General features: G+C 72.8%; 6 protein-coding genes. 4 read left to right on the top strand and 2 right to left on the bottom strand.

Annotation, left to right across the window (positions count from 1 at the left end):
* Positions 1 to 8: 8 nt before the first annotated feature.
* Positions 9 to 2,573, bottom strand: coding sequence for an alpha-glucan family phosphorylase (gene glgP, locus ACFY7E_RS05030; RefSeq protein ID WP_389480807.1), 2,565 nt, complete (start codon positions 2,571 to 2,573; stop codon positions 9 to 11).
* A gap of 447 nt (positions 2,574 to 3,020) precedes the next feature.
* Between glgP and ACFY7E_RS05025 the strand changes: the two genes are divergently transcribed.
* The 4 genes from ACFY7E_RS05025 (at position 3,021) to glgB (ending at position 10,769) form a co-directional block, all read left to right on the top strand.
* Positions 3,021 to 5,006, top strand: coding sequence for an alpha-1,4-glucan--maltose-1-phosphate maltosyltransferase (locus tag ACFY7E_RS05025; protein ID WP_389480804.1), 1,986 nt, complete (start codon positions 3,021 to 3,023; stop codon positions 5,004 to 5,006).
* The gene (treS, locus tag ACFY7E_RS05020) at positions 5,003 to 6,697 is read left to right on the top strand and encodes a maltose alpha-D-glucosyltransferase (RefSeq protein WP_389480802.1); all 1,695 of its coding nucleotides are present in this window, start codon (positions 5,003 to 5,005) and stop codon (positions 6,695 to 6,697) included. The genes ACFY7E_RS05025 and treS overlap by 4 nt, the downstream gene beginning before the upstream one ends.
* 234 nt (positions 6,698 to 6,931) lie before the next feature.
* Positions 6,932 to 8,281 (top strand): maltokinase, encoded by a 1,350-nt coding sequence (locus ACFY7E_RS05015; RefSeq protein ID WP_389480799.1) that lies wholly within the window; start codon positions 6,932 to 6,934, stop codon positions 8,279 to 8,281.
* Between the two features lie 166 nt (positions 8,282 to 8,447).
* Positions 8,448 to 10,769, top strand: coding sequence for a 1,4-alpha-glucan branching enzyme (gene glgB / locus ACFY7E_RS05010; RefSeq protein WP_389480797.1), 2,322 nt, complete (start codon positions 8,448 to 8,450; stop codon positions 10,767 to 10,769).
* Between the two features lie 3 nt (positions 10,770 to 10,772).
* On the opposite strand, the gene ACFY7E_RS05005 is transcribed toward glgB, so the two are convergent.
* Entirely contained in the window at positions 10,773 to 13,025 is a 2,253-nt protein-coding gene (locus ACFY7E_RS05005) for a HelD family protein (protein WP_389480795.1), read from the bottom strand.
* Positions 13,026 to 13,098 lie beyond the last annotated feature (73 nt).

Genomic DNA, 13,098 nt, shown 5'->3' with positions numbered 1-13,098 from the left:
CCGGGCCCCTACCGCAGCAGCACCCCCGCCCCCTCCCCCGTCGTCTCCTCCGGCAGGGCCGTCAGGCCCAGTTCGGAGGGGTGGGCGAGGAGGGGGTGGGTGGGCAGGACGCGGACCGTGCAGCCGAAGGAGCCGGTGCGGTCGAGTTCCAGGGTGCCCGCGTAGGGGAGGCGGCCTTCCAGGTCGGGGCCGCCCGCCGGTTTGAGGGCGACCGTGCGGGTGGCGGTGAGGGTGTCGTCGGCGTCGACCCGGCCGGTGACGGCCTGGACCTCGACGTCGTCGGGAGCGAGCGCGCCGAGGGCGACGCGGACCCGGACGACCGGGGTGGCGCCCAGCTCCGCGTCGGTCGCGTCGTCCGCGAGGCCGTCGCCGACCTCGACGCGGTCGACGGTCACCTCGGGCCAGGCCTCCCGGACCCGGGCCTTCCAGGCGGCGAGCTCGCGGGCCCGGGCCGGGGTGAGCGCCCGGCGGGCGGAGGCGGCGGGGGCGTAGAGCCGCTCGACGTACTCGCGGACCATGCGGTCGGCGAGGACCCGGGGCCCGAGGTCGGCGAGGGTGCGCCGGACCATCGCCGTCCAGGCGGCCGGGACGCCGTCGGGGCCGCGGTCGTAGAAGCGGGGGGCGACCCGGCGCTCGATCAGCTCGTAGAGGGCGGCGGCCTCCAGGTCGTCGCGGCGCTCCTCGTCGGCGGCGGCCGCGCCGTCGGCGGTGGGGATGGCCCAGCCGAAGTCGGGCTCGAACCACTCGTCCCACCAGCCGTCGAGGACGGAGAGGTTGAGGCAGCCGTTGAGGGCGGCCTTCATGCCACTGGTGCCGCAGGCCTCCAGGGGGCGCAGGGGGTTGTTGAGCCAGACGTCGCAGCCGGGGTAGAGGCCGCGGGCCATCGCCATGCCGTAGTCGGGCAGGAAGACGATCCGGTGCCGGACCCGGGGGTCGTCGGCGAAGCGGACGAGTTCCTGCACGAGCCGCTTGCCGCCGTCGTCGGCGGGGTGGGCCTTGCCGGCGACGACGAGCTGCACGGGCCGCTCGGGGTGGAGCAGCAGCGACCGCAGCCGGTCCTTGTCGCGCAGCATCAGGGTGAGCCGCTTGTACGAGGGGACGCGACGGGCGAAGCCGATGGTGAGGACGTCGGGGTCGAGGACGGACTCGGTCCAGCCGAGTTCGGCGGCGGCCGCGCCGCGCTGCCGCCAGGAGGCCCGCAGCCGTTCCCGTACGTCGGCGACGAGCCGTTCGCGCAGGGTGCGGCGCAGGTCCCACAGCTCCCGGTCGCTCGCGTCGGGGCCGAGCGGGCCGACCTCGGGGGCGACCCAGGTGGGGGCGTGGACGCCGTTGGTGATGGACGTGATGGGTACTTCTCCGGGGTCGAATCCCGGCCATAGTCCGGCGAACATGGCGCGGCTGACGGCGCCGTGGAGGGTGGAGACGCCGTTGGCGCGCTGGGCGAGGCGCAGGCCCATGGCGGCCATGTTGAAGACGCCGGGTTCGCCGCCGAGGGGGGTCTCGTCGCCGAGGGCGAGGACGCGGCCGGTGTCGACGCCGGGCAGGGCGCCGTCCTCGCCGAGGTGGCGGGCGACCAGGGCGCGGTCGAAGCGGTCGATGCCGGCCGCGACGGGGGTGTGGGTGGTGAAGACGGTGCCGGCCCGGACGGACTCCAGGGCGCTGTCGAAGTCGAGCCCCTCGCCCTGGAGTTCACGGATGCGTTCGAGGCCGAGGAAGCCGGCGTGGCCCTCGTTGGTGTGGAAGACCTCGGGGACGGGGTGGCCGGTGAGCCGGGTGTACGTGCGGACGGCGCGGACGCCGCCGATGCCGAGGAGCATCTCCTGGAGAAGCCGGTGCTCGCTGCCGCCGCCGTAGAGGCGGTCGGTGACGCCGCGCTCGCCGGGGGCGTTCTCCTCCACGTCGGAGTCGAGCATGAGCAGCGGGACGCGGCCGACCTGGGCGGTCCACAGGTGGGCGTGCAGGCTGCGGCCGCCGGGCAGGGCGAGGGTGACGCGGGCGGGGGTGCCGTCGGGCTCGCGGAGCAGGGTGACGGGCAGCTCGCCGGGGTCGAGGACGGGGTACTGCTCCTGCTGCCAGCCGTCCCTGCCGAGGGACTGGCGGAAGTAGCCGTGCCGGTAGAGCAGTCCGACGCCGATCAGGGGGACGCCGAGGTCGCTGGCGGCCTTGAGGTGGTCGCCGGCGAGGATGCCGAGGCCGCCGGAGTACTGGGGCAGGGCCGCGGCGACGCCGAACTCGGGCGAGAAGTAGGCGACGGCGGCGGGCAGGTCGCCGGACTGCTCCTGGTACCAGCGGGGGGCGTGCAGATAGGCGTCGAGGTCGTCGGCGGCGGCGCGGAGCCGGGCCAGGAAGTCCTGGTCGGCGGCGAGCGCGGCGAGCCGGGGGGCTTCGAGGGCGCCGAGGATCCTGACGGGGTCGGTGCCGGGCGGGGCGCCCGGCCCGGGGGTGCCGAGGGAGTCGAAGAGGGCCCGGGTGGGTTCGTGCCAGGACCAGCGCAGGTTGCGCGCCAGGTCGGCGAGGGGTCGAAGGGTGTCGGGGAGGACGGGACGCACGGTGAATCGACGGATTGCCTTCACGTGTTCCACCTTCGCAGGCGAGTACGGACCGGAGCGGACGCACCACGCTGTGTGTCCGGCATGCCGCTCCGATGGTAGCCCCGACCGGTTCGGAGCAACGGGAACCGACGGGTACGGACAGCTCTGTGACGGGACGGTCGGGAGCAACCTCCTGTGGCCACAGGGGTGGTGACGGCTTCGTGTCCGACTTCAGTACTGGCCCGATTTGCTACGACCCGGTAGTTAACAAAGCGCCGGATTGCCCGAGGGTGCACCATGGGAAGGCTCCTCCGGTAACGCCCGGCGCGTGCCCGTTCCTGACCCCCTTTCACCCCCGTCGATCGACCGTCCGGGTGAACGCGGACGGGAGAGGGCACGCCCCCGACCCGCCGGCCGTCGGCGGAGCTAGAAAGAGCGCACCACCACCCGCACCCCCGTAACCCGTCAGGTGATGCTGTGAATCCGCTCATGGGACGCATTCCCGTACTGGACGTCCGCCCACTGGTCGACTGCGGCCGGCGCCCCGCGAAGGCGGTGGCCGGAGAGACCTTCGAGGTGACGGCGACCGTCTTCCGCGAGGGACACGACGCGGTCGCCGCCAACGTCGTGCTGCGCGGCCCGTCGGGCCGGCCCGGCCCCTGGATCCCGATGCGCGAACTGGCCCCGGGCACCGACCGGTGGGGGGCCGAGGTCACCCCGGACGTCGAGGGCTCCTGGACGTACGCCGTCGAGGCCTGGAGCGACCCGATCGCCACCTGGCGCCACGCGGCGAAGATCAAGATCCCGGCCGGGATCGACTCCGAGCCGGTCCTCGCCGAGGGGGCCGAGCTGCACGAGCGGGCCGCGAAGGGCGTTCCGAAGAAGGGCGGCGGCCGGGAGGCCGTGCTCGCGGTGGCGGACACGCTGCGCGACCCGTCCCGCCCCGCCGCCGTGCGGCTCGCGGCGGCCCTCGCCCCCCGGGTGACGGAGGTCCTGGACCGGCACCCGCTGCGCGAACTCCTCACCTCCTCACCGAAGTTCCCCCTCCGGGTGGAGCGGGAGCGGGCCCTGTACGGCTCGTGGTACGAGTTCTTCCCGCGCTCGGAGGGGGCGCGGAGAATCGACGGGCGCATGGTTCCGGGCGATTTCCGCACGGCCGCCGAGCGGCTGCCGGCGGTGGCGGCGATGGGCTTCGACGTGGTGTACCTGCCGCCGGTGCACCCGATCGGCGAGACCCACCGCAAGGGCCCCAACAACTCCCTGTCGGCGTCGCCGAACGACGTGGGCGTGCCGTGGGCGATCGGTTCGCCGGAGGGCGGGCACGACGCGCTCCACCCGGACCTGGGCACCTTCGAGGACTTCGACGCCTTCGTGGCGCGGGCCCGGGAGCTGCGCCTGGAGATCGCGCTCGACTTCGCGCTCCAGTGCTCGCCGGACCACCCGTGGGTGGAGAAGCACCCGGAGTGGTTCCACCACCGTCCCGACGGCTCGATCGCGTACGCGGAGAACCCGCCGAAGAAGTACCAGGACATCTATCCCATCGCGTTCGACAAGGACATGGACGGGATCGTCGAGGAGACCGTGCGGGTGCTGCGGCACTGGATGGACCACGGGATCCGGATCTTCCGCGTCGACAACCCGCACACCAAGCCGGTGGTGTTCTGGGAGCGGGTGATCGGGGAGATCAACGGGGCCGACCCGGACGTGGTCTTCCTGGCGGAGGCGTTCACGCGGCCCGCGATGATGCGGACCCTGGGCGCGGTCGGCTTCCAGCAGTCGTACACGTACTTCACCTGGCGGAACACCAAGCAGGAGCTGACGGAGTACCTGACGGAGCTGTCCCGGGAGACGGCCGCGCAGATGCGGCCGAACTTCTGGGTGAACACCCCGGACATCCTGCCCGGCTACCTCCAGGAGGGCGGCCGGCCGGCGTTCGAGGCGCGGGCGGTGCTCGCGGCGACGCTCTCGCCGTCCTGGGGCATGTACGCCGGGTACGAGCTGTGCGAGAACACCCCGGTGCGGGCGGGCAGCGAGGAGTACCTGGACTCGGAGAAGTACGAACTCCGGCCCCGTGACTGGGAGTCGGCGGAGCGCGCGGGCAGGACGATCACCCCGCTGATCACCGCCCTGAACCGGATCAGGCGCCGTCACCCGGCCCTGCGCCGGCTGCGGAACCTGACCTTCCACGAGGCGGACAACCCGCAGGTGATCGCGTACAGCAAGCGCTCCGGTTCGAACACCGTTCTGGTGGTCGTCAACCTCGACCCGCACCACACCCAGGAGGCGACGGTCTCGTTGAACATGCCGGAACTCGGCCTCGACTGGCACGAGACCGCACCGGTGCGCGACGAGCTCACCGGCGAGACCTATCACTGGGGCAGGTCCAACTACGTGCGCCTGGAACCGGGCGTCGCGCCCGCGCACGTACTGGCCCTGCGACCGTCCCCGCAGACCGGAGGGTCACCCACCTCATGACTGTCAACGAGCCCGTCCCCGACAAGTTCGAGGACACCCCCGCCAAGGACCGCGATCCCGACTGGTTCAAGCGGGCCGTCTTCTACGAGGTCCTCGTCCGCTCCTTCCAGGACAGCAACGGCGACGGCGTCGGCGACCTCAAGGGCATCACGTCCAAGCTGGACTACCTCCAGTGGCTGGGCGTGGACTGCCTCTGGCTGCCGCCGTTCTTCAAGTCCCCGCTGCGCGACGGTGGTTACGACGTAGCCGACTACACGTCCGTGCTCCCGGAGTTCGGCGACCTCGCCGACTTCGTGGAGTTCGTGGACGCGGCGCACCAGCGCGGCATGCGCGTGGTCATCGACTTCGTCATGAACCACACCAGCGACCAGCACACGTGGTTCCAGGAGTCGCGGCGCGATCCGGACGGGCCGTACGGCGACTACTACGTCTGGGCCGACGACGACAAGCAGTACCCGGACGCCCGGATCATCTTCGTCGACACGGAGACCTCCAACTGGACCTTCGACCCGGTGCGCAAGCAGTACTACTGGCACCGGTTCTTCTCGCACCAGCCGGACCTCAACTACGAGAACCCTGCGGTGCAGAAGGAGATCCTGTCCGCGCTGAAGTTCTGGCTGGACCTGGGGATCGACGGCTTCCGGCTCGACGCGGTGCCGTACCTGTACCAGGAGGAGGGCACCAACTGCGAGAACCTCCCGGCCACCCACGCCTTCCTGAAGCGGGTCCGCAAGGAGATCGACGAGCACTACCCGGACACGGTGCTGCTCGCCGAGGCCAACCAGTGGCCGGAGGACGTCGTCGACTACTTCGGCGACTTCCGGTCGGGCGGCGACGAGTGCCACATGGCCTTCCACTTCCCGGTCATGCCGCGGATCTTCATGGCCGTGCGGCGCGAGTCCCGCTACCCGGTCTCGGAGATCCTGGCGAAGACGCCGGCGATCCCGTCCGGCTGCCAGTGGGGCATCTTCCTGCGCAACCACGACGAGCTGACGCTCGAGATGGTCACGGACGAAGAGCGCGACTACATGTACGCCGAGTACGCCAAGGACCCTCGGATGCGGGCCAACATCGGCATCCGGCGCCGACTCGCCCCGCTCCTGGACAACGACCGCAACCAGATGGAGCTGTTCACCGCGCTGCTCTTCTCGCTGCCCGGCTCGCCGGTGCTGTACTACGGCGACGAGATCGGCATGGGCGACAACATCTGGCTGGGCGACCGGGACGGGGTGCGCACCCCGATGCAGTGGACGCCCGACCGGAACGCCGGCTTCTCCTCCTGCGACCCGGGCAGGCTCTACCTTCCGGCCATCATGGACCCGGTCCACGGCTACCAGGTGACCAACGTGGAGTCGGGGATGGCCTCGCCGTCGTCGCTGCTGCACTGGACGAAGCGGATGATCGAGATCCGCAAGCAGAACCGGGCCTTCGGCACGGGGACGTACACGGAGCTTCCCGCGTCGAACCCGGCGGTGCTCGCGTTCCTGCGCGAGGACGGCGACGACCTGGTGCTGTGCGTGAACAACTTCTCGCGGTTCGCGCAGCCGACCGAGCTGGACCTGCGGCGCTTCGCCGGTCTGCACCCCATGGAGCTGATCGGTGGCGTGAAGTTTCCTGCCATCGGGCAACTCCCGTACCTCCTGACCCTCGCGGGACACGGGTTCTACTGGTTCCGCCTCAAGAAGGCCTGAGACCGCGGCGGTTCGGCCACGTCCGCGGCGGGGCGGTTTCGCCCGTCCCGCCGGGGGCACTGTGAACGACAGCACGATTCAGGTCCATACGGGCCTTCTTCCCGGGCCCATACGGATCTTCCCTTTCCGACACGTCCCGCACTTCCGGACACTTCAAGCCTCCATCCGGGACACTCTGCGCATTTGAACGTATACGAAAGTCAACTGCGCGCCCCGGGGAAAGGACGCGATGCCATGCCGGAGACCGCATCCGACACCCGGGCCCCGGACGCCCTCCTTCCGTCCCTCGCCCCCCTGCTCCACGAATGGCTGCCACGGCAGCGCTGGTTCGCGGGCAAGGGCCGCCGGGTCACCGGATTCACACTGGAAGCAGCCACCGAGCTGCTGCCGCTGGACGGCCCGGGGCCCGGCCTCCTCCATCTGCTCGTACGGGTCGAACAGCCGGGCCGCCCGTCCGGTTCGCCCTCCGACTGCTACCAACTGCTCCTGGGCGTACGGGCCCAGCTGCCGCCCCGCCTCGCCCCCGCCCTGATCGGGCGGATCCGGCAGGGGCCGTTCGCCGGGCGGGCCGTCTACGAGGGGCTGCGCGACCCGCGGCTCGCCGGCCTCCTCTACGAGCGGCTGCGCACCCCGGGCCGGACCGGCCCGCTGCGCTTCCACGCCACCACCGCCCTGCCGGCCGCGCTCGCGCCCCGCGTGCTCGACGCCGAGCAGTCCAACTCCTCGCTCGTCTACGGGGACGCGTACATCCTGAAGATCTTCCGCCGGGTCAGTCCGGGCGCCAACCCCGACCTGGAGCTGCCGCTCGCGCTCAGCCGGGCCGGCTGCGCCCGGGTGCCCGCGCCGGTCGCCTGGTTCGAGTCGGGGGCCGCGACCCTCGGCGTCCTCCAGCCATATCTGCGGGACTCCCGGGACGGCTGGCGGCTCGCGCTCGACGCGCTGGCCGAGGGGCGGGAGTTCACCGCCGAGGCGCGGGCGCTGGGCCGCGCCACGGCCGAGGTGCACCTGGCGCTCGCCGGGGCGCTGCCGACGCGGCGGCTCGGCAAGGCCGAGGCCGAGCTGCTCGCCGACGCGATGGACCGGCGGCTGCACGCGGCGGCGCAGGCCGTGCCCGCGCTGCTGCCGCACGTGCCGGGGCTGCGGGCCGTCTTCGCGGCGGCGAGCGGCGCCGCCGAAGCGGGCGCCCTCCAGCGCATCCACGGCGACCTGCACCTCGGGCAGACCCTGCGGGGCTCCGACGGGGCCTGGGCGGTCATCGACTTCGAGGGCGAGCCCGCGAAGCCGCTGGACGAGCGGCGCAGCCCGCAGCCCACGGTCCGCGACGTCGCCGGGATGCTCCGCTCCTTCGACTACGCGGCCCGCACCCACCGGCCTTGGAACGCCGACTGGGCGGCCCGCTGCCGCGACGCCTTCTGCACCGGCTACGCGGAGGCGGCGGGCGCCGACCCGCGCTCGGACCCGGCGCTCCTGCGCGCCTACGAGACCGACAAGGCGGTGTACGAGGTCGTGTACGAGGCGCGGCACCGGCCTGACTGGCTGCCGGTGCCGATGGCGGCGATCGAGCGTCTGGCGGCGATCCCGTGAGTACCCCGTTCGGAGCAGCGGGCCCGTCCTCCGGGCCCCCTCCCACCCGCGGGAACCCCCACCGGCCCCGTTCGGCCGAGTGTCCCGGCGTGCCCGCGGCCCGTTCCACAGGCGTGTTCCCCCCGAATCCCCCCTCTCCCTTCCCCGTCCTCCAGGAGGCATCCCCGTGACCGCCCGATCCGCAGGAAAGACGTCCACTGCCAAGAAGGCACCCGCGGCGGCCACTGCCAGGAAGGCGTCCGCGGCGGACCTGCTCGCCGTGCGGAAGGGGCCGGCGCCGGAGCGGCCCGCCGTGCGGAAGGCACCCCCGCTCGACCCGGGCGACCGGGCCCGGCTGCTCGCCGGGGAGCACCACGACCCGCACGGGGTGCTCGGCGCGCACCCGGTGCGCGGCGGGGTGGTCGTGCGGGTGCTGCGCCCGTTCGCCCGGGAGGTCGCCGTCGTCACCAGGGGGCGCCGGGTCGTGCTCCACGACGACGGGGACGGCCTCTTCTCCGGCCTGCTGCCGCTGCTGCGGAAGGTGCCGGCGTACGAGCTGCGGGTCCGCTACGACGAAGGGCCCGAACTGGAGGTGCAGGACCCGTACCGCTTCCTGCCCTCGCTCGGCGACCTCGACCTGCACCTGATCGGGGAGGGCCGGCACGAGGAGCTGTGGACGGCCCTCGGCTCCCGGATCATGACGCACGAGGGCGTGGCCGGCACCCGCTTCGCGGTCTGGGCGCCGAACGCGCGCGGGGTGCGGCTCACCGGCGGGTTCACGTGCTGGGGTACGGGCCTGCCGATGCGCTCGCTCGGCTCGACGGGCGTGTGGGAGCTGTTCGTGCCCGGCCTCGGCGAGGGCACGGTCTACAAGTACGACATCACCCGGCCCGACGGCTCGCACACGCTGCGGGCGGACCCGATGGCCCGGCGGACCGAGTGCCCGCCGAACACCGCGTCGATCGTCACCGAGTCGCACCACGCGTGGAGCGACGGCGAGTGGATGGAGCGGCGGGGCGCCCGCCCGGCGCACGAGGCCCCGCTCTCGGTGTACGAGGTGCACCTGGCGTCCTGGCGGCCGGGGCTCACCTACCGCGAGCTGGCCGAGCAGCTGCCCGCGTACGTGCGCGACCTCGGCTTCACGCACGTGGAGTTCATGCCGGTCGCCGAGCACCCCTTCGGCGGCTCGTGGGGCTACCAGGTGACCGGCTTCTACGCGCCGACGGCCCGGCTGGGCACCCCGGACGACTTCAAGTACCTGGTGGACGCGCTGCACCGGGCGGGGATCGGGGTCCTGATGGACTGGGTCCCGGCGCACTTCCCGAAGGACGACTGGGCGCTCGCGGAGTTCGACGGGCGGCCCCTGTACGAGCACGAGGACCCGCGCCGGTCGCACCACCCGGACTGGGGGACGCTGGAGTTCGACTACGGCCGCAAGGAGGTGCGGAACTTCCTCGTCGCCAACGCCGTCTACTGGTGCCAGGAGTTCCACATCGACGGCCTGCGCGTGGACGCGGTCGCCTCCATGCTCTACCTGGACTACTCGCGCGAGCACGGCGAGTGGGTGCCGAACGAGTTCGGGGGCCGGGAGAACCCGGACGCGGTGGCGTTCCTCCAGGAGATGAACGCGACCGTGTACCGGCGCTGCCCGGGGATCGTGACCTTCGCGGAGGAGTCCACGGCATGGGACGGGGTGACGCGGCCGACGGACCAGGTGGGTCCGGGCGGCTTCGGCGGCCTCGGCTTCGGCATGAAGTGGAACATGGGCTGGATGCACGACTCCCTGGAGTACGTGCAGAAGGAGCCGGTGCACCGGAAGTACCACCACGACGAGATGACGTTCTCGATGGTGTACGCGTACAGCGAGAACTACATCCTGCCGATCTCGCACGACGAGGTGGTGCACGGCAAGCGGTCGCTGGTGTCGAAGATGCCGGGCGACTGGTGGCAGCAGCGGGCCAACCACCGCGCCTACCTGGGCTTCATGTGGGCCCACCCCGGCAAGCAACTCCTGTACATGGGGCAGGAGTTCGCGCAGGGCGGGGAGTGGTCGGCGGACCAGGGCCCGGACTGGTGGCTGCTCGACCCGGCGTACGGCGCGGCGGCCGACCACCGGGGCGTGCAGAACCTGGTCCGCGACCTGAACACGGTCTACACGGCGTCGCCGTCGCTGTGGGAGCGGGACACCTCGCCCGAGGGGTTCGAGTGGGTGGTCGGGGACGCGGCCGACGACAACGTCTTCGCGTTCCTGCGCTTCGACGGCCTCGGCTCGCCGCTGCTCGCCGTGTCGAACTTCTCGCCGGTGGTGCGGCACGACTACCGGCTCGGGGTGCCGGACACCTTCGCGGCCTGGACGGAGGTGCTGAACACGGACGCGGCCCGGTACGGGGGCTCGGACGTGGTCGGCGCCGACCCGGTGAAGACCGAGTCGGTGCCGTGGCACGGGCGTTCGTCCAGCGTGCGGACGACGCTGCCGCCGCTGGCGACGGTGTGGCTCAGGCCGGCTTGAAGGTCACGACGCCGCTGAGGACCCGGCCGGCCTGATCACGCCGAGTCGCTGGGTGGCCCGGGTCAGCGCCACGTACAGGTCGTTCACGCCGTGCGGGGCGCCGGCCCGGATGCCGTCCGGGTCGACGACGAGGACCGTGTCGAACTCCAGGCCCTTGGCCTGCCGGGGGTCGAGCAGGACCACCGGCCGGGTGAGGTCGGGGGCCGGGCCGCGGCCGGCGTCCGGGAGGGCGCCGGCCAGGGCGGGGTGCAGCTCCGGCGGGGCGATCACGGCGAGCCGCCCGTCGGGGCGCCGCTCGGCGGCGACCGCGTCGGCGGCCTCCTTCACCGGGTCCTCGACCGTGCGGTCCCAGGGCTCGACCCCGGTGGAGCGGACCGAGCCGGGCGGCTCGAAGCCGGGGTCGGCCTCGCGCCGGACCTCGGCGGCGACGGCCATGATCTCGGCGGGGGTGCGGTAGTTGACGCCGAGCCGGACCAGCTCCCAGCGGTCCTCCACGTACGGGCCGAGGATGTCCCGCCAGGCGCCGACGCCGGCCGGGTCGCCGGTCTGGGCGGGGTCGCCGACCAGGGTCATGGAGCGGCTGGGGCTGCGGCGCATGAGGAGCCGCCAGGCCATCGCGGAGAGCTCCTGGGCCTCGTCCACGATGATGTGCCCGAAGGCCCAGGTGCGGTCGGCGGCGGCCCGCTCGGCGGCGGTGCGGTGGTCGGCCTCCTCGTGCCGCTCGGCGAACCGCTCGGCGTCGATGACGTCGTGGGCGGAGAGGACCTCGGAGGCGTCCTTGTCCCGCTCCTCCTTGTCCTCGAACTCGTAGGTGCGGGAGGCGTAGGAGACGTCGAGGACGCCTTGCGCGTACTGGATCCGCTTCTGCCGCTCGGCCTCCTCGGCGGCGAGGGCGGCCGAGTCGTCGTGGCCGAGGAGTTCGGCGGCCTCGTCGAGGAGGGGCACGTCGGCGGGGGTCCACTCGCCGTCCTCGCGCCGGATCGCGGCGGCGTCGGCGTCGGGCAGGTGGGCGGGGTCGGCGAGGTAGTCGGCGAGGAACTCCCGCGGGGTGAGGGCGGGCCAGAGGGTGTCGAGGGCCGCGTACACCTCGGGGTTGGCGGCGATGCCCTTGGCGAGCAGGGCGATGTCGTCGGGGCCGAGGAAGTTGGGGCCGCCGTAGGGGTCGGCGCCGATGCGGTCGGCGAGCTGCTCGGCGAGGGCGTCGAGGATCCGGAAGACGAAGTAGGGGCGGGCGAGGTTGTGCGGGAGGGCGGTCTCGCGGGCCTTGTGGCGGGCCTCCAGGGCCATGTCCCAGTCGACGACCAGGTCGCCGTCGTCGTGCGGGACGACGAGGGGTTCGCCGCGCTCGGGGACCCGCTGGCGGTCCCGTACGGCGGCGGCGAGGGCGTCGGCCATGGCGGCGGAGCCCTTGACGGCGGCGGCGCGGGGGGTGTCGGTGCCGGTGGCGCGGACGCCGGGGAAGAGCTCGGCGGGGGTGGCGAGGAGGACTCCGGTCTCGCCGAGGGAGGGCAGCACGTTGCCGATGTAGCCGAGGAAGGCGGGGTTGGGGCCGACGATGAGGACGGCCCGGCGGGCGAGCTGCTCGCGGTGGGCGTAGAGGAGGTACGCGGCGCGGTGCAGGGCGACGGCGGTCTTGCCGGTGCCGGGGCCGCCCTCGACGACGAGGACGCCGCGGTGCGGGGAGCGGATGATGGCGTCCTGCTCGGCCTGGATGGTCTGCACGATGTCGTGCATGCGGCCGGTGCGGGCGGCGTCGAGCGAGGCGAGCAGCACCTCGTCGGCGTCGCGGCTCTCGTGGCCGGTGCGGGTGGCGTCGGCGAGGTCGAGGACCTCGTCGTGGAGGGCGGTGACCGTGCGGCCGGTGGTGCCGATGTGGCGGCGGCGGGAGAGGCCCATCGGCTCGTACCCGGTGGCGAGGTAGAAGGGGCGGGCGACCTCGGCGCGCCAGTCGACGACGAGGGGGGTGCGGTTCGGGTCGTCCTCGCGGATGCCGAGCCGTCCGATGTGGTGGTCGCGGCCGTCGCGGAAGACGAGCCGGCCGAAGCAGAGCCCGCCCTCCCCCGCGTTGAGCGCGGCGAGCAGCCCGGACTGCTCGGCGACCATCACGTCCCGTTCGAGCCGGCCCTGGTTGCCGCCGGTGCCGGGGGTGCGCAGGGCACGGTCGACGGCGGCCTCGGCCTGGTCCCTCAGGTCGTCGAGTCGGGCGTAGAGATCGGTGATGAATTGTTGTTCGTTCCGAAATTCCTCGGTTGACAATTCGACTCCCGGCGCGATACAGTGCGTTTAGTGAACTTCTCCGTGCTGCTGCTGCACATAGACACGGAATCCA

Origin of the sequence: Streptomyces sp. NPDC012825, from assembly GCF_042900925.1 — a bacterium.
Taxonomy (GTDB): domain Bacteria; phylum Actinomycetota; class Actinomycetes; order Streptomycetales; family Streptomycetaceae; genus Streptomyces.
The sequence above is the reverse complement of the archived record's forward strand: the minus strand, read 5'-3'. Positions and strand labels throughout refer to the sequence as shown.